Here is an 18,701-nt window from a genome sequence, read left to right as displayed (position 1 = left end):
TCATGCACCTTCAGTTGCCGTGTTTGATGATGAGGCTGAGCTATCAACCACAGTGTCTGTTTTAGCTTCTTTTCGTCGACGGTAGCGCTTGTCTAACATAGCAAATAAACCACCTAACCCCATAAAGATAGCGCCTAACCAAATCCACCTAACAAAAGGTTTATAATGAACACGTATCGCCCAAGCGCCATCGTCAAGTGGATCACCAAGCGCAACATAAACATCTCTAAATAAGCCAGGATCTATGCCTGCTTCTGTCATGCCCATGGTTTGTACTAAATAAGTGCGACGTTCAGGTTTTAATAAAGCAACAAAATCATCTGCTTGATGGATTTCAATTTGCCCTTGTACCGCACTGTAATTTGGTCCTTTTACTGATTTAACGCCTTTGAATGTCACGTCATAACCTGAGACATTAATAGTGTCGTTAGCAAACATTTTAACACTAAGCTCTTTTTCGTAGCTTGAAACCATAGTGACACCGACAATTGTTATGGCAATACCCATATGGGCGATCGTCATTCCCCATTGGCTTAACGTAACTTTATTAAATGCGTATTGACCTTGCTTAGTTTTTGCCTGATTTCTTAAATCTTTAATGACAACAAGCGACACCCAAAGCGCAAGAATAATACCGAAGCTCGCTAATAAATTGAATTCGCCACCATATAAAAAGGGGAAAATTAAACCAAGAACGATACTAATTATTGATGGTTTAGCGATTTGTTTACGCAGTTCGCCTTTTTTGGCTTTTTTCCAACGGATCAGCGGACCAATCCCCATAATAATGAACAACAGACTCATAATGGGTACAAATACCGCGTTAAAATAAGGAGGACCTACTGATATTTTCCCTAACGCAAATGCATCCACGATTAATGGGTAAATAGTACCTAATAAAACCGTGACACAAGCAACGACTAAAATAATATTGCATAATAACAATGCCGTTTCTCTTGAATACAATGAAAAACGACTAAAACTAGCAACATTCGATGCTCTAAAGGCAAATAAAGTAAAAGAACCACCCACCGCAATAGCGAGCAATAATAAGATAAATGCCCCTCGTGTCGGATCAGAAGCAAATGAATGCACGGAAGTGATCACACCCGATCGTACTAAAAACGTGCCTAATAAACTTAAACTAAACGCAAAAATAGCTAATAAAACCGTCCAGTTTCTAAAAGTGCCTCGTTTTTCGGTTACCGCTAATGAATGGATTAATGCGGTACCTACTAACCAAGGCATAAACGAAGCATTTTCCACCGGATCCCAAAACCACCAGCCGCCCCAGCCTAATTCGTAATACGCCCACCAACTTCCTAACGCAATACCTAATGTTAAAAATATCCAAGCAGCTATTACCCATGGACGAGCCCATCGAGCCCAAGCGGCATCTAGCTTACCCACCATTAAAGCAGCAATCGCAAAGGCAAAGCTAACAGCAAAGCCCACATAACCTAAATACAACATAGGTGGGTGTATGATTAAACCAATATCTTGTAATAATGGATTTAAGTCTCGCCCTTCCTCCGGCACTACCGGCCATAAACGATCAAAAGGATTGGAGGTTAATAAGGTAAAGAGCATAAAGCCAACGGCTATCATTCCCATCACAGCTAAAACTCTTGCGATAAACGCTTCGTCCATCCCTTTGCTAAATCGGGCTACAGCCATGGTCCAAGCGGTTAGCGAGAAAACCCATAACAAAAGTGAGCCTTCATGACCGCCCCACACGGCACTTATTTTGAAGTAAAAGGGAAGATGTGAATTAGAATGACTAGCGATGTATTTAACCGAAAAGTCGTCGATAACAAAGGAATAAGCTAAAATAATTAAACTAATTGCTGTAAAAGCAAACATGCCAAACGTTAAAGGCTTAGCGTAACTGGTTAATTTTTCTTGTCCAGAATAAACGCCAATAAGCGGAAAAACACTCAAACAAATTGCAAAAGCCAAACCTATGATTAAGGCAAAGTGGCCTAACTCAGGAATCATATAAATCTCCGAATGTTATCGGTACTGATCATTTAAAAGATGATCGTCAGTGTAAATTACGTCTCGAGGGAGTTATTCTCAAGTCGATAAAAATTTGCAGCAATGTTAGCACTGTTTATGGGTAAACTTCATCAAAGAGTGACATCTTATTACAAAATTACTGCCTGAAACGGTCAAAGTGGTAAAACTGCGGTAATGGTATGATAAATTCATTATCTATAGTAGGATCTAGATCAAGCCATTTAAATTATTTTTCTCTAAAATGATTCAAATTAAAATTAAGATAACGTAATTAAATCAGATCATTATTTAAATAAATGCCAGCACACTCACCTTCATTACTTAGCGCCCATCAATTAACGTGTATACGTGAAGAACGTATTCTATTTGAACACCTTAATTTAACGATAAATTGCGGCGATATTATTCAAGTTGAAGGACCAAATGGTGCAGGAAAAACAAGCTTACTTAGAATTCTCGCCGGTCTTTCTCAGCCTTATGAAGGTCAAGTACATTTTAATGAGATAGCGATTAATGATGAACGTGAATTTTACAATCAAAATCTACTTTACATTGGACATTTAGCCGGTATTAAAGGCGAAATGACCGCGCAAGAAAACCTTGAATTTGCCTTGAGTTTAAGCGGTTTAGATGCCTTCACTGCTGAACAAACTTTAAACCAAGTGGATTTACTAGGTTTTGAAGATGCACTTGCTTCTCACTTAAGCGCAGGCCAACATCGACGTATTGCGTTAGCAAAATTATGGCAAAGTAAAGCACCGGTTTGGATATTAGATGAGCCATTTACGGCAATTGATAAAAATGGTGTTAAAAAGCTAGAACAGTTAATGGTCAATCATGCGAAAAATGGCGGATGTGTTATTTTAACGACTCATCAAGACTTATCCATTGACAAAAATTTATATAAAAAAGTTACGCTAGAATATCGTTTCTTTTAAATAAAATATTGAAGAAAACAATGAATAAACGCAATGATATCGCCATCGAAATAAAAGCCTCCCTTTCTTATAAAGAAGCTTTTATGCTGATTTTTAAACGTGATTTAACCATTGCTTTTCGACATAAAGACGACATTTTAAACCCGTTACTATTTTTTATTATCGTCATTACGTTATTTCCTTTAGGTATCGGGCCAGAATCAAATACCTTAGCTAAGATTGCACCGGGCATTATTTGGGTGGCGGCATTATTGTCCACCTTATTATCCCTCGACCGATTGTTTAAATCTGATTATCTAGATGGCTCTTTAGAGCAAATGTTACTCAGTCCTCACCCTTTATTTATCATAGTGTTAGGCAAAGTGATTGCCCACTGGTGTTTAACGGGTTTGCCGATTATTTTTATTGCGCCATTACTCGGTTTATTACTGCATTTAGAAGAAAACAGTTATTCAGCGTTAATGTTAACCTTGTTAATAGGAACCCCTATTCTCAGCTTTCTAGGAGCCATTGGTGTTGCTCTTACGGTAGGCATTAAAAAAGGGGGAGTTTTACTGAGTTTATTAGTGCTTCCTCTTTATATTCCCGTGTTAATATTTGCGACCAGTGCCATTGATACTGCGGCAATGAACTTACCCTATAGCGGGCAGCTTGCTATAATTGGCGCATTATTAATAGGTTCAATTACATTATCCCCTTTTGCGGTTAGTGCCGCACTAAAAGTGAGTACCAACTAATGTGGAAATGGCTTCATCCTTATGCTAACCCAGAAGTGTCATATCACTTCGCAGGACGATTAATTCCGTGGTTTTCTAAATTAACGTTTATTTTGCTTTTTATTGGTATTGTTTGGGCGCTTTTATTTGTCCCAGCAGATTATCAACAAGGTAACAGTTTTCGAATTTTTTACTTGCATGTACCAGCAGCTATTCTTTCCATGAGTATTTATGTTGCTATGGCCATTGCGGCATTATCTAGTCTTGTTTGGCAAATCAAATTAGCCGATGCTTCCGCGGCAGCCATGGCACCGGTTGGCGCTGTTTTTACCGCGATAGCACTTATTACAGGTGCTGCTTGGGGACGTCCTACTTGGGGCACCTGGTGGATATGGGATGCTCGCTTAACGTCAGAACTTATTTTATTATTTTTATATTTAGGCGTTATTGCCTTGCACAATGCCTTTGAAGATAAAACATTGTCAGGTAAAGCTGCCGGAATTCTAGCCCTTGTCGGCGTAGTAAATATACCAATTATTAAATATTCGGTTGAATGGTGGAATACCTTACATCAAGGCTCAACCGTTTCTAAATTAGGTGCGCCTTCGATGGCTTCAAGTATGTATTGGCCATTTTTGGTATGCTTTATCGGCTTTATCTGCTTTGTAACTTGGATTATTTGCCTTCGTTTTCGTAATGAAATATTAGCCAGAAATGCCATGCGAGCTTGGGTACGTGATCTTGTCAATAATACGGAGGTTAAATAATGCAGTTTTCAACTTTCGCTGACTTTATTGCTATGGGCGGCCATGGTTTTTATGTGTGGTTATCTTACGGTGTAAGCATCACATTATTAGTCTTATTAGTCTTTTTAAGCATCAAAAAGAATAAAGATATCATTCACCAGATACAACGTCGTCAACAACGAGAAGCTAAATTTAAACAAGCCGCACAACGCCAAAAAGATAATTTTTCCCAAGAGGTAACTCATGAATCCACGTCGTAAAAAACGCCTAACTATCGTTTTATCCTTATTAATTGGAATAGGTATTATCAGTGGTTTAGTGTTATATGCATTAAGCCAAAACATTGACTTATTTTATACTCCTCACGAAGTGGTACACGGCAAAGATGATACAGGAATAAAACCTAAAGTAGGCCAACGTATTAGAGTAGGTGGATTAGTCGTTGTAGGAAGCGTAAAACGAGACGCAGATAATTTAAAAGTACAATTTGATTTAACCAATAAAGGTGAAGTGATCACGATTAAATATGACGGCATCTTGCCTGACTTATTTAGAGAAGGTCAAGGCATAATAGCTAACGGTACGTTAACGCAAGCACGCGTACTTGAAGCAAGTGAAGTATTGGCAAAACATGATGAAAACTATATTCCGAAAGAAATTGCCGACTCTTTAGGTGAAGGTCACGAAGCGCCAAAATATACAAAAGAGCAATTAAAAGAAAAGGGATAAATCCCGTTTAATTGAAAACAACGAGTCCAATAACAAGGCCCTTAATTGAGTGATTAAGGGCCTTGTTATGTCTGTGCTAATAATAATGCGATCTATGAAATATTGTAGGTAACTGACTTCATCATTAGATGATTAAACTAGCCACGTAAACATCTTCAATCATCCGTGAGCTAACGAAAACGATTAAAGCCCTTGGTATAAGTTTATCGTCATAGAGAGGTATTATTAGAAGTAAAAAAAAACCCTGAGTACAAGACTCAGGGCGATCAAATACGATCTTTTTTAACGCACCCTCAACTAGTGAGCTCGGATACCCTTGCGGGTAAATGCTTTTATAGAAACAAAGATTCTAGTCTTTCTTTCTTAATTTATGACCTTTTAAGGCATAGAAAATGATAAATAAATAACTAGGTAGCATAAGAGCATAAGCACCTTGCGCACCCAAGCCTGCAACATTCCCTAATCCAATTAATAATGGACCTAATGCACCACCGGCGATACCCATAATAAGTAATCCCGATGCCGTCCCAGTTAAACGACCTAAACCACTAAGAGCTAATGGCCAAATAGCAGGCCACACCATGGCATTGGCAAAACCTAATAAAGCGATACATAACAATGGATCTGGCAGCTCAGGGCCACCAAAAGGTACAAGTAAAAGGTTTGAGATAACAAAAGAGTCGTTGCTACCAAACACAACTGCAGCAACAGTAACAATACCTGCAACACCCGACATAACTAAGGCATTTTGTTGTGACATATATTTAGGAATAAGCGCGATACCTATGGCATAACCAATCAACATACAAGCCATGGTATACGAAGTCATCATGGAGAAATCAGCAACACCAATCGCTAATGCGTACGAACCAATAGTATCAGCCGCGATTACTTCTACTGCTACATATAAAGCAATACCAATAACACCAAGTACTAAATGTGGATGTTTCAATGCTTCTCTGACTTCACCTTTAGCATTTGGACTTTCATCTTCAAAAACTAAATCTGGAAGAGGTGAGAATTTTGCAAAAGCGGCAAAAATAAAGATAAGTGACGATACAGCGATATAAGGAAGAACAAGACTGTCAGCCATAGCATCTTTTTGCTCTTGAGTTAATGAAGCACCTTCACCCGCTACAGCAGCAACGGTAACCATGGCAAAAATAATCGGCACTATGACGCCGGCAAATTTGTTTAACAAGCCCATAATACAAACACGCACCGCTGCCGACTCTTCTGAACCCATCTTAACAACATAAGGGTTCACTGCGGTTTGTAAGATTGTTTGACCAACACCAATCAGTAATTGCGCAAACAAAAATATTTCGATCATTTGGAGTTTCGCTGCTGGGATATACAATAAAGCAGAACTAGCCATGACCGCACAACCAATTGCCATACCATTTTTATAACCAACTTTTTTGATCAACATAGCTGATGGTATACCCGCTATGGTCACGGCAATATAAAAAGATGAAATGATAAACGAAGCCTGAATGGGCGACAGCTCAAGCATTTGTTGTAAAAATGGCGTAATAGCACCATTTAACCAAGTTATACAACCCAATATAAAAAACATTGAGCCTGCGAGCGTCATTGGTAACAAAATGCTCGGTTTCTCTTGTGACATTGTCATATCCATAGTTTCCTCAAATTTAACCTTTTTATTATAGTTATTTACTTTGTATAAACTTTTTGTCCACCTATCCATGTTGACTCGATATCAAGCTGTTCATCTAAAATAACAAAATCAGCTTGCGATCCTACGGCTAGATTACCGCGAATATTGCCCTGATTAATATAATCAGCTGGATATTGACTTGCCATGCGTATGGCTTCATCCAATGGAACATCAACGCCTAAATGGGTATTTTTAACCGCTGTCGCCATATCTAATGCAGCGCCAGCAAGTTCACCAGTAGTAGATGTTAATCGACCATCTTCTAAATATACTGTTCGATCAAAAAATGAAAATTCTGTTTGATCTGTACCAATCGTTGACATGGCATCGGTCACTAAAAATACTTTACCTTGTGGCTTAGTTTTAAGCGCAAGTTTTGCGGTAGTATAATCAACATGATGACCATCAATAATAATGCCACAACTCGCTTGATCATTAAGTAGTGCACAGCCGGTAACACCCGGTGCTCGGCTAACAATGGGAGACATAGCATTAAATAAATGAGTATAGCCGTCAGCCCCAACATCCATTGCCGCTTGAGCCGTATCAAAATCAGCATTGGTATGACCTAAACACACCTTGATACCTAACGATACCATACGTTGAATATCTTCTGGTGAAACCGTTTCAGGTGCTAAGGTTACTAAAATTTGTCCGATATCTTTTCGCGAAAGAATTTGCCATTCATCGTCTGAAATCGCACGAATATACTCTTCTACATGCGTACCTTTTTTTGCCACAGATAAATGCGGCCCTTCAAAATGAATACCTAAAATTCCTGGTACTTCTTCGGCAATAGCCAACGCCATGGCATCTGCCGCTTGTGCCATTACTTCAACTTTATCGGTGATCAGTGTTGGTAGCATACCTGTAGTACCAAACTGAGAATGAGCGGTGATGATGGTTCTCAAACTGTCTAATGAGGGAGAATCATTAAAGAGAACACCACCACCACCATTGACTTGTAAATCTATATAGCCAGGTGCAATCATGCCTTTAACCACCACATCTACAGAGGTAGTATCATCATCAATTGATAGCACTTTTCCGTCTTCAATAGTTAATACTTGATGATCATAATATTTTTGACCATCAAAAATTTTATCGGCATGAATGCGTAAACGAGTCATTATAAAGTCCGCGTTACTTTTTTAAGGCCTTTTGGCTCATCAGGGTTAAAGCCTCGAGAAACTGAAACTTCGGCAACATCTAAATAGAAACGTTGTAAAACCACTAATGGCGCTAATCGAGGATGAACGTTTGGATCTGTTTGACGTAAATGTACTAGATCTGCACCACGCTCTGCCATTTCATTAATTTGTTCTTGATGTGACTGTGCGCTTTCATCGTTCACTTCACAGTTTAATATCGCTAAACCTTGCTCAACTAGCGTTACCGGTCCGTGTAAAAATTCTGCACTACTAAACGCTTCTGCGTGAATAGAGCTCACTTCTTTAAGTTTTAATGCCATTTCTTTAGTGATCGCATAACCTAAACCACGACCAAGTACGACCATGTTTTTAACACCGTCGATAGATTGTGAAGTTAATTGAGGCGCTGAATCAATAATCGTTTGCATTGCAGAAGGTAAAGTGTCTAATGCTGAAATTAATTCATTATTTTCAGTCCAGTAAGCCGTTAATTGCAATAAAGCAGATAACGTCGCTAAATAACTTTTCGTAGCAGCAACTGAAATTTCAGCACCGGCTTTCAGTGGTAAAACTTCATCAACAATATCTTTTAATGGCGAGGTTTCATCATTTACTAACGCGACACAATAAGCACCCGCTTTTTTCGCCATTTCTGCTTGTGCAATAATGTCTGGGCTACGACCCGATTGCGAAATAACAATCACTAATGCTTGTTCTAACTGTAATTGTTTACCATAAACACTTGAAACAGAAGGTGCTGCTGCAAACGTTGGAATACCTGCTTCAATTTCAATTAAATATTTACCAAAAACACCGGCATGGTCTGAAGAGCCACGGCCGATAATCATTACCATTTTCGGCGCAATTTCACGTAATTTAACACCAATTTTTTCAGCTAATGCTTTGTTCGCTAAAAGTTGGCCTTCAACTACTGATGGGGCTTGTTTTGCCTCTTTTTCCATAATTGTTTGTGTCATGTTCAAACCTTACTTAAATTTTTAATCTATGTAATGATTAAGTGAATTAACCATTAACTTACGTATTTACAACAAAGCGAGTTGTTGTTGTGCATATATTACTGAGCCAACTTCAGGAGGACATAAAGGCTCTGCTAATGTATCTTTCACATCTTGGTCTAACCAAGGCAAAATACGTGGAGTTAATCCACCTATCAGTGAAATTCTCGGCGGATTTTGTTTCGCCAGTTGGCGCGCAATACCACTTATGTAACCGGCACCTTCATTAACAATCTCAAGTGCGACTTCATCACCCTCTTCCGCAGCATCAAAGACTAAATTAGCCATTTTTGCATAAAAGGCCGCAGGCTTACCGGCAATGGTTTCTACCATTTCTAATCCATCGTTAACGTTCAATAACGACAGTAATTTTTGATTAATAATAGAACTAGCTTTTAAGCCATCTAATGACATCAATACATGGTTAGCTGCTTGAAAGCCAAACCAAGCACCACTACCTTTATCGCCATGTGGAAAACCATGTCCGCCAAGTGTATATGGATGACCATTCACATAAGAAAAGCCACAAGAACCAGTGCCAGTAATCATTACCGCCCCGTCTTGGCCATTATGTGCACCTAAACAAGCAATGAGTAAGTCAGTAGCTAAAAACATTTGCTTAAATGGATGTTGCCAATTTGACATTTGTTCAAATAAAGCAGGTAAATTAACTCCCGCTAAACCAACGCCAGCAACAATATTGTTAAGTTCTAGACCAACAATACCTGCATCTTTTATCGCTAATTCTGCCGATTCAGTAATTGAATGTACCGCTTGGTCATAACCATGAAGCGGATTGGCAGGACCCGATATGCCGGTACCTAAAATATTATTGTTAGCATCAACCAGTATGGCTTTACATTTACTGCCACCACCGTCGATACCTAAAAAGAATTCTTTGTTGTCACTGCTACTAGGCATGTTGACCTCATGTCTACTACATTTATCTACAAAGTCATTTGATAAAAATCAAAGCTTCAAAATTTTAATTGCTTTCATACTAACCACAAATGACAGCGTTGTCATTTATTTTTTGATAAAAATTGCAGTTTTTTTTTAAATCAAGACCGAAATATAGTTAACAGATTGATTTTAAAGAAAATCACTTAAAACCAATCTGTACTTAATCATCTAATTAGTTCGCATTAACAACGACAGTTCGACCTTTTCTCACTTGGTCTACTGTCATCGTTCTAATTTTAACTGCTGACTCAACCTTTACCGGCTTGTTATATTTTTGCCATTTTTTACCTTGTTCTTGATACTCGATAGCTAAACCTGGAAATGTAGAATTCGCCGTTAATATGTCATTTTCGATTTTAGCTCCAACAGTCGGCAAGCGATATTTCACATCAGCAACATCTAGCTTTGGTAACTCTTTTTGCCCCAAAGCATTAGCGAATAACTGCCATTGTTGGTCTCGCTCAGTTTGCATAGCTTGAGTGAACACATGGCTATCTTGACTATATTTATAACCAATATAATTATAAGGTACAGCCCAAGATGCTTTATGCCATGCACGCTCGGCTAATGCGATAACACGAGGGAAAATCTTGTATTCTGCAATATTATCAGTACGAACATTTTCGCCCCATAATTGCCCTTGTATACCTAAAAACCCTCGACCCTGATCAAGCGGTTGATGAATAACTTTCCCTTGTTCATCGGTTTGTACAGTATCGTCTGAAGAATATGGCTGATCTTGACGATCTAACCAAAATTCTGCATGAACAGGTAAATTTTGAGGCATAAATTGAAACACTTTTTCAGTGTTTGTGCGACGTGAAGCCCAATAATAGCCATGTTCTTTAGGATCGGCTTCGTAAGGGAAGTCGAAATAAGTAACATCTGGAATAGATAAGACAACTTGCCAATTTCTATTCGCAAGTTTGTTAACTTTCGTGTGACCACCCCAAGGTAAGTGTTCCCATGCATTCGCTTGTACAACCGCAGGCATATTTTCTTTTTTAGTATGCTCTAAGCCATCACTCCAAGCCGCTGGTTCAATCCCCATATCAGAAATCATATTTGAAACGCGTTCAACAAAATACGCACCCAGTTCAGACATCTTAGTAACGCCATGCTCATTATTGGCAATAAACGCTTTACATATATCAGATTCTAACCAAGCACCGGCTGTTTCATCAGCACCGATATGATATCGAGTTAACGGTTGTCCTGCATCAGCATGAATTTTTTGTACTTCTGTCATCACTTTTTTGATAAAACGATAAGACGATTCTTGACAAGCATTAATGGTATTGTCGTTATAAAATTGTACCGATGAGTATTTAGTGGTGTCATTTGGATCGTGCAATAAATATTGTTCAGCTTTTTCTTTATCTTCTAGTTTGCTGTATTTATTGTAACGAGCGGCCATGGCTTTAATGGCTGCTCTTGAATGACCCGGCATATCTAATGAAGGTAATACTTGAATATGTCTGGCAGTAGCAGCTTGTAAAATTTCGGTATAATCAGCAACAGAATAAAAACCATTCACCTCTGTATTACTATCAACACCGGCACCTAATTGCGGCATTAAGCAAGATTGCTCTTCGAAGTCTAAACAACGTTTACTGCTCACTTGGGTTAACTCAGGAAGTCCTGGTATTTCCAGACGCCACCCTTCATCTTCTCCCATATGTAAATGCAATTTATTCAACTTATATGCTGCCATTTGATCTAACAGTTTTAAAATAAACGCTTTACTGCGAAAGTTTCGTGCCGTATCAACCAACATACCTCGAAATTCGTATAATGGTTCATCATTCACATGAATATAAGGCACCGATTTTTTAGCTAATGACACTAAACTAGCGAGTGATTGTAAGCCATTAAATATCCCATTATTATCAACCCCAACAATAGTGATCCCGGTTGAGTCAATATCAAAAGTATAACTACCGATCATCTTAGTTTTATCTTCTTTTACACTAAGCTTAAGGTCTGCGCCTGAGTCATGTTGGCTTATACCAAACATGGCTAATCGTTCAATAGCTGCTATCACTAACGATTTATCGGTATTGCCAAAATCAATATTTACGCCCTGTGATAAATCAAGTTGCCCGTTATTTTCTGGATATTTCACTGCTTTTGGCGTCGGGATAATGACATGGCTGACATCAAGTAATGTATCGCCCAACTCACTATTTCTTTGATAAAACCCGACACTATCTAGCCAAGGCGTTTTATCGTCTTTGGTGCGTTTAAAGTGATGTTGGTAATCGATATAGTCATTTACATAAGGTACATATTCCATTTGCGTGTCTGGATCAATTTTGGCGCGTGTGCTGTCAATCACTTTGGCAGTTAAGTTATCGCCATTAATAATATAATTTGGCATGATGTCAGACTCAGCAAGTGACCAAAAGCTAGCCCGAAAGACAATAGTTTTACTTTCCCCTTTAATAAAGCCTTGAAACTTTTCAGTTGGGGTTAAAGAATGTAAATCACCATTAATATGAGTAAGAGTAAATTCTTCGCTATCAAAATTATGTAATGGCGCAATTTGACTAAAATAAATTTGCCAGTCAGTCGCTAATATCGTTTCTTGTGGCGTTAAGGTAATACTTGCCTCAAAACATAAACCATCGGTTTTATTTTTATCGCACTTTTCTGTGACTGCATTGCTAATTAGCGTGAATGATATGTCTAATTCTTGAGCTAATTCATCTATATCAGATTGTCGTACCTTATGAAGCCCCTGTTCGACGGATTTCGACTGTGCTGAAGTAACAGGCGACTGAGGTGCTTTTTCACAGCCAATAGTAAATATACCGGCGGAAAATAGAATACATAACAGTTTTTTATTCATATAAAACGACTCTTAAATTTAAATGGTTCACAATGCGTTATAGTAAACATCACCTATTTTGACAGCGCTGTCAAAACTTTCTTTACATAGTTTATAAAAATATAGTAATTTACTTCTCTGTTTTGCAAAAAAATTGAGATAATAATTTTCTTTTTTATTTTTAGCTTAACCCTATTGGCGCACCATGAAAAACGTAAAATAGATGTATTAAAAGGAAGCAATAACATTAATATTTTCTATTTAAGCCTCTTCAGCTGTTACTAAACACATCTGAATTTTATCAAGAAGAGAAGAAAGCATGTCAGAAGCGATTAAAAAAATAGTTATTGTTGGTGGCGGTACCGCAGGCTGGATGAGCGCCTCAAGTTTGGGAAAATTTTTAGCAGGAAAAAACGCTGAAGTTATCATTATCGAGTCAACAGCCATGGGGACTGTGGGAGTTGGCGAGGCAACCATTCCAAACATCGTTAGCTATAATAAAAATTTAGGACTTGATGAAGTTGAGTTAATAAAAGCAACACAAGCCACTTTCAAATTAGGCATTCAATTTGAAAATTGGCATAAAGTCGGTGAGAATTTTTTTCATCCTTTTTCTGATTACGGTATGCCAGTCAACAATATCGATTTTCATCATTATATTAATCGCGCCAATAAAGAAGGGTTAAATTTAGATATTAACGATTATTGTTTTCCGTCTGTGCTTGCAAAATACGGTAAATTTGCTCAGCCTCATCCTAATCCGCCAACTCCCTTGGCTGACTACCAATATGCTTTTCATTTTGATGCTGGTTTATATGCTAACTTTCTTAAATCGTTCGCCGTTAATTTAGGCGTTAAACACATAGATGCATTGATCAATAAGGTCAACCTAGATGACAAAACCGGTTTTATATCTTCCGTTTCCTTAGCGTCAGGAGAAATTATCGAAGGTGATTTGTTTATCGATTGCTCTGGATTTAAAGGGTTATTAATTGAAGAAGCATTAAAAACAGGTTACGAAGATTGGAGCCAGTGGTTAATTTGTGACAGTGCGTTAGCTTTACAAACTGAATTAGTTGGCGAACCTGCACCTTACACACGTTCAATTGCCAAACCATACGGATGGCAATGGCGTATTCCATTACAACACAGAATGGGAAATGGTTATATTTTTGCCAGTCAATACCAATCTGATGAAGAAGCAGAAAAAGAATTGCGTTCAACGATTGAAGGAAATGCGATCAATAACGTTCGAAAATTCAAATTTAAGCCAGGTCGTCGTAAACAGGTATGGAATAAAAATTGTGTCGCCATTGGCCTTTCATCTGGATTTTTAGAACCACTTGAATCAACGAGTATTTCATTGATTCAGTCCGCTATCGACAAGCTCCTTACTTTCTTCCCTGATAAGTCCTTTAATCAACACGACATTGATGAAGTAAATCGATTGCACAATGATGAATTAGAACATATCAGAGATTTTCTCATCCTCCATTATAAAGCGACATCAAGAGAAGATAGCCCCTTTTGGCAACACTGTAAGAATATGGAAATACCTGATTCATTAGCGCATAAAATGGCGCTTTTCGAAAGTCGTGGTCATATCATTATTCGTGAAAATGAGTCATTTGAAAAAGCGAGTTGGTTAACTATGTACAATGCGTTTGGTATTAAGCCCTTACGTTTTGATGAACGCGTGAATACTGTACCACTCAATATTTTGGAGACAAATTTATCGCAAATGAAGCAATCTATTGAAAATGCAGCGCAACAAGTAAATTCTCATCAGTCCTTTATTGATGCACACTGTAAAGCAACCTCAGATTGAGCGTAATGAGAGAAAATTTAATTTAGTATTAATTTAGTATTAATTTACGAATATTAAAAAGGCGCCAAAGCGCCTTTTTATCGTTATCAAGCAATTTTGTCCTACATTTTCGGTGCCGGACAATATTGTTTTAAAAACTCATCATGACTTGGTTGTTGTTCAGCAATATCAATAAGGCCTTGTTTGCCTTTATCTAATATCGCTTTTAACTTTTGATAATCCCAAGAGTCGGTTGTTGGATTATAGCTATCAGGCTCTATTTTCATACCATCAAAAACAGCATACCAACTGGTTGGTTGGAATAACTCTTCAACACCTGGAATAATGCCCCCTGAAGCTTTAAAGAAATCAATTTTTTTCTGTAAGGTTGGCGGAATTTCCATAGCTTTACACCATCGCCAAAACTCAGTATCTTCTCGCTCTGTAGTACAGTAATGCAACACAAGAAAGTCTCTTATTTCTTCATAATCGGCTCTAACACGTCGGTTATATTCATCAATCAAGGTTTGATCAATTTTCTTAGTTGGGAACATGCGCATAAAGTAAGCGATTGTTTTAGACACTAAATGAATAGCCGTTGACTCTAATGGTTCTATAAAACCTTGTGCCAAGCCAAGCGATAAACAATTTTTATCCCAAGACTTTTTCCTCATTCCGGTAGTAAAAGGAATAATTCTTGGTTGGATAATTGTTTCACCTTCAATATTGTCTAATAAGGTTTGAGTTGCTTGTTCGTCAGTGACATATTTATCACAAAAAACATAACCATTGCCTGTACGATGCTGTAATGGAATACGCCACATCCATCCCGCATCTTGTGCTTTAGAAACTGTGTATGGTTTAGTGTCACCGACATTTTTCGTTTGAACAGTAACCGCTCTATTACAAGGTAAATATTTATCCCAGCTGTCGTAACCAGTTTTTAACGTTTGCTCGATAAGTAGCCCTCTAAAACCAGAACAATCGATAAAGAAATCTCCGGCTATCGTCTTGCCTGACGCTAAGGTAACGGATTCTATTGCACCATTTGATGATTGTGTTACTTGCTCAACTTTCCCCTCGGTACGAACAACGCCTAATTTTTCAGCATAATTTCGTAAGTATTTCCCCGTAAGAGCCGAGTCAATATGTAACGCATAAAACGCTCTTTCTAAGGGGGTGCCTTTAGCTGCAAAAGGTAAGAAAAATTTTCCTCTTTCAGAAAGCACTGATTGAGGCGAATGTGCCATTAGTGGTGTGTTGTCACCTTCTGCTTTTGCTTTTAACCAACACTGAAAAAAATCATAGCCATCAATACTTTTACCGACGGTACCAAAAGGATGAAAATATTTTTCGCCTATGGTGTGCCAATCTTCAAATTGAATACCTAGCTTAAAACTTGCTTGTGTTTCTTTAATAAAATCAACTAAATCAATTCCTAAGCTGTTTAATATTGATATTAAAGACGGGATGGTCGCTTCACCAACCCCAATGACGCCAATATCTTCTGATTCAACAAGCTCGATTTGTAAATTAGTATTTTTAAAGGTGTTTCCTATTGTTGCTGCCGTGATCCAACCGGAAGTGCCGCCACCAACAATAACTATTTTTTCAATAGGGTCTTGAGTTGTGTTCATAAATTAACTACCGCGATTAACTTTTAGGAATAAAATGACAATGCTTTCTTAAAAACTCACCATGAGTTGGAGCTGCATCTACTGAACTTTTCACACGTTCTTTCATGTAGTTTAAATTCTTTTGTAAATAAGCTAATTCCATTGAATCAGCTCGTTTGTCGTAACTATCAGGATAGATTTTAAAACCGTCAAATATTGCCAACCAACTGTCTTTACCAAATATTTCCCAAGGATATTGCAAAATGTCGCCACGGGATTGATATGCTGCTAACTTTTCAGTTAATTTTTCGGGTAATGCCATATTACGGCAAAATTCCCACATTGGTGCATCTGTACGTTGGTTAGCTTTATAATGAAGAATGATAAAATCTCGCACCCTTTCATATTCCAAAACAGTCACTTCATTAAACTTATCAATAGTTTGCTGATTATATTCAGGTTGCTTAAACGACATAATTATTTTTTCAATCGCCGTTTCAACCAAAGCTATACTGGTGCTTTCTAGTGGCTCTAAAAACCCTGAAGACAGGCCAACAGCAATACAGTTTTTATTCCATGCTTGCTTAACTCTACCTGGAGTGAATGAAAACTTTCGCGGAGCATGAAGAGGCTTGCCTTCAAGATTCGTCAACAAACATTGTTCTGCTGATTCATCATCAATATATTGACTAGAATAAACCATGCCATTTCCCATGCGATGTTGTAAGGGGATTTTCCACTGCCAACCGGCTTCATGGGCTTGAGAAACGGTTCTTGCTAAAGGCTCACCAACCGTTTCACTTTGCACTGCAACAGCTCTGTCACATACGAGCCATTGACTCCAATCTTCAAATGCTACCTTTAAGGCCTTTTTAGTTAATAAACTTTTAAAACCTGTGCAATCAATAAATAAATCGGCTTCAACCTCTGTGTCATCTTCAAAAATAAGAGACGAAATACTGCCGTCATCAGATAACTTAACATTCGCGATCTTGTTATCAATAATACTAACGCCATGATTAAGTGAGTATTCACGCATTAAATCGGCAAATAAAGCAGCATCAAAGTGCAAAGCCCAATCAAAAATCTCTAATTGGCTTTCAGGCTTTCCTGACGGAAGCGTAAAACGACTTTCCTGAGCAAGTTTCACACCTAGTGAGTAATCTGCGAGTGATGATGTTCCGCCACTCGCTTTATCTTTCAGCCAATAATGATGAAACGGTACTTCTTGCGTACCTTGCCCGTAAATACCGAAAGGGTGTATAAAAGACGTTCCTTTTTTATACCAATCTTTAAATTCTATCCCTAATTTGCAAGTGGCCGCAGTTGCTTTGATCACATCGAGATCAGTTAATCCTAATTTTCCGTAAAAACGTCGTAATGTTGGGATAGTCGCCTCACCAACGCCAATAGTGCCAATTTGTGAAGATTCAACTAAGGTAATATCCACCGATTTATCATCAAAGTGTTTACTGAGCGCTGCAGCAGTCATCCATCCCGATGTACCACCACCGGCAATTACAATTGATTTCACTTTTTTATGCTTATTATTCATTATTTAACCTTAACTCTGCATCACGATAACCGCGATGAAATTAACCCGCTTTAAATTCAATAAATTTTTACACACTATTTTTGATAGAAATTTTACTATATCGCGTCGTTATACCTTTTTCATGTTTATCCAAGCATATCATATTGCGAAAAAGTTATTACGCGCCATCCTCTGAAATGATAACGAATTTCACAGTAAATTATATGATGTAAAACAAGTCAACATAAGGTTAACTCTCTAATTTAAATTTTATTTCCCACTAATAAAAAACCGCCACAAATAATGTGGCGGTTTTTAATATTGTGAATTGTACTTTATGTAATTTCTAAGTGATTAGAAAGTTACACGAGCACCCACTGTCCAACGAGCTTCATAGATGTTTTGGAAAGCTTTTTGCTTCTCAAAACCAATGTAAGTTTGTTGATATTCTTCAGTGATGTTTGAACCGTTAACATAGAAGCTAACTGTTTCACTGAAGTTATACGATGCATTGAAATCAAGTTGTGAGTAATCATCTTGGTACATTGATTGATTACCAGTTCCTGCGTTACCCGCTGTGTGTAAACGTGGGCTACGAGAGTTCCATGCTAAACGCGTTGAGAAAGTATCGTTTTCATACCAAACAACCGCGTTGTAAGTGTCTTTTGACATTCCGCCAAATGGTAAGTCATCACCGTGTACATCTTTAGCTTCTTGAGAGCTATCAGCATACGTATAGTTTAAGTCAAAACCTACGTTAGCTAATACACTGTCTTCACCTAAGAAATCACTAAGGGCAACTTTACCACCGATTTCGTAACCTGATACATCACCACCAACACCTTGAATGTTCGCAGTAAATGGATGAGGACCACGATGAACACCATCTGAATCAGGCTCATCAATAAATACGGTTGAAGACTCTGTAAAGCTTGCAATGTCGATACCGTAAGTT

The 18,701-nt window shown here is 38.0% G+C and carries 15 protein-coding genes; 6 read left to right on the top strand and 9 right to left on the bottom strand.

The annotated features are described in order from the left end of the window. Entirely contained in the window at window positions 1–1,998 is a 1,998-nt protein-coding gene (locus Q4493_RS15230) for a heme lyase CcmF/NrfE family subunit (RefSeq protein WP_303454414.1), read from the bottom strand. 317 nt (window positions 1,999–2,315) lie between these two features. Between Q4493_RS15230 and ccmA the strand changes: the two genes are divergently transcribed. Genes ccmA through ccmE form a run of 5 tightly spaced genes read left to right on the top strand, consistent with a single transcriptional unit; the run spans window position 2,316 to window position 5,148 of the window. Continuing rightward, entirely contained in the window at window positions 2,316–2,957 is a 642-nt protein-coding gene (gene ccmA, locus Q4493_RS15225; RefSeq protein ID WP_303454412.1) for a cytochrome c biogenesis heme-transporting ATPase CcmA, read from the top strand. 50 nt (window positions 2,958–3,007) lie between these two features. Next, window positions 3,008–3,694, top strand: a complete 687-nt coding sequence (ccmB, locus tag Q4493_RS15220; RefSeq protein ID WP_303454604.1) for a heme exporter protein CcmB — start codon at window positions 3,008–3,010, stop codon at window positions 3,692–3,694. After that, window positions 3,694–4,440 carry a heme ABC transporter permease gene (locus tag Q4493_RS15215; protein ID WP_303454409.1) on the top strand — a complete coding sequence of 249 codons (747 nt, stop codon included), beginning with the start codon at window positions 3,694–3,696 and terminating at the stop codon, window positions 4,438–4,440. Before ccmB ends, Q4493_RS15215 begins: the two co-directional genes overlap by 1 nt. Continuing rightward, the gene (gene ccmD / locus Q4493_RS15210; protein ID WP_303454407.1) at window positions 4,440–4,679 is read left to right on the top strand and encodes a heme exporter protein CcmD; all 240 of its coding nucleotides are present in this window, start codon (window positions 4,440–4,442) and stop codon (window positions 4,677–4,679) included. The genes Q4493_RS15215 and ccmD overlap by 1 nt, the downstream gene beginning before the upstream one ends. Then, the gene (gene ccmE, locus Q4493_RS15205; protein WP_303454404.1) at window positions 4,663–5,148 is read left to right on the top strand and encodes a cytochrome c maturation protein CcmE; all 486 of its coding nucleotides are present in this window, start codon (window positions 4,663–4,665) and stop codon (window positions 5,146–5,148) included. Before ccmD ends, ccmE begins: the two co-directional genes overlap by 17 nt. Window positions 5,149–5,497: 349 nt before the next feature. On the opposite strand, the gene nagP is transcribed toward ccmE, so the two are convergent. The 5 genes from nagP to Q4493_RS15180 form a co-directional block, all read right to left on the bottom strand. Further along, window positions 5,498–6,790 carry an N-acetylglucosamine MFS transporter NagP gene (nagP, locus tag Q4493_RS15200; protein WP_303454401.1) on the bottom strand — a complete coding sequence of 431 codons (1,293 nt, stop codon included), beginning with the start codon at window positions 6,788–6,790 and terminating at the stop codon, window positions 5,498–5,500. Window positions 6,791–6,825: 35 nt separating this feature from the next. After that, window positions 6,826–7,959 carry an N-acetylglucosamine-6-phosphate deacetylase gene (gene nagA / locus Q4493_RS15195; protein WP_303454400.1) on the bottom strand — a complete coding sequence of 378 codons (1,134 nt, stop codon included), beginning with the start codon at window positions 7,957–7,959 and terminating at the stop codon, window positions 6,826–6,828. Next, window positions 7,959–8,957 (bottom strand): glucosamine-6-phosphate deaminase NagB-II, encoded by a 999-nt coding sequence (gene nagB-II, locus Q4493_RS15190; RefSeq protein WP_303454398.1) that lies wholly within the window; start codon window positions 8,955–8,957, stop codon window positions 7,959–7,961. The genes nagA and nagB-II overlap by 1 nt, the downstream gene beginning before the upstream one ends. A 66-nt stretch (window positions 8,958–9,023) precedes the next feature. Beyond that, the gene (gene nagK / locus Q4493_RS15185) at window positions 9,024–9,917 is read right to left on the bottom strand and encodes an N-acetylglucosamine kinase (protein ID WP_303454394.1); all 894 of its coding nucleotides are present in this window, start codon (window positions 9,915–9,917) and stop codon (window positions 9,024–9,026) included. A gap of 214 nt (window positions 9,918–10,131) precedes the next feature. Further along, the gene (locus Q4493_RS15180) at window positions 10,132–12,810 is read right to left on the bottom strand and encodes a family 20 glycosylhydrolase (RefSeq protein ID WP_303454392.1); all 2,679 of its coding nucleotides are present in this window, start codon (window positions 12,808–12,810) and stop codon (window positions 10,132–10,134) included. A 298-nt stretch (window positions 12,811–13,108) separates the two neighbouring features. Between Q4493_RS15180 and Q4493_RS15175 the strand changes: the two genes are divergently transcribed. Continuing rightward, complete coding sequence (locus Q4493_RS15175; protein WP_303454389.1) at window positions 13,109–14,617, top strand: tryptophan halogenase family protein; 1,509 nt, start codon at window positions 13,109–13,111, stop codon at window positions 14,615–14,617. Window positions 14,618–14,718: 101 nt separating this feature from the next. Here the strand turns inward: Q4493_RS15175 and Q4493_RS15170 are convergent, their stop codons facing one another. From Q4493_RS15170 to Q4493_RS15160, 3 genes are all read right to left on the bottom strand, one after another. Beyond that, a complete protein-coding gene (locus Q4493_RS15170; RefSeq protein ID WP_303454387.1) occupies window positions 14,719–16,233 on the bottom strand; it encodes a tryptophan halogenase family protein in 1,515 nt (504 codons plus the stop codon). A 16-nt stretch (window positions 16,234–16,249) separates the two neighbouring features. Continuing rightward, window positions 16,250–17,767 carry a tryptophan halogenase family protein gene (locus Q4493_RS15165; protein WP_303454385.1) on the bottom strand — a complete coding sequence of 506 codons (1,518 nt, stop codon included), beginning with the start codon at window positions 17,765–17,767 and terminating at the stop codon, window positions 16,250–16,252. A gap of 333 nt (window positions 17,768–18,100) precedes the next feature. Then, window positions 18,101–18,701: TonB-dependent receptor (locus Q4493_RS15160; protein ID WP_303454383.1), on the bottom strand; the 601-nt coding region annotated here is incomplete at its 5' end.

The sequence above is a fragment of the Colwellia sp. 1_MG-2023 genome (assembly GCF_030546755.1).
Taxonomy (GTDB): domain Bacteria; phylum Pseudomonadota; class Gammaproteobacteria; order Enterobacterales; family Alteromonadaceae; genus Thalassotalea_H.
The sequence above is the reverse complement of the archived record's forward strand: the minus strand, read 5'-3'. Positions and strand labels throughout refer to the sequence as shown.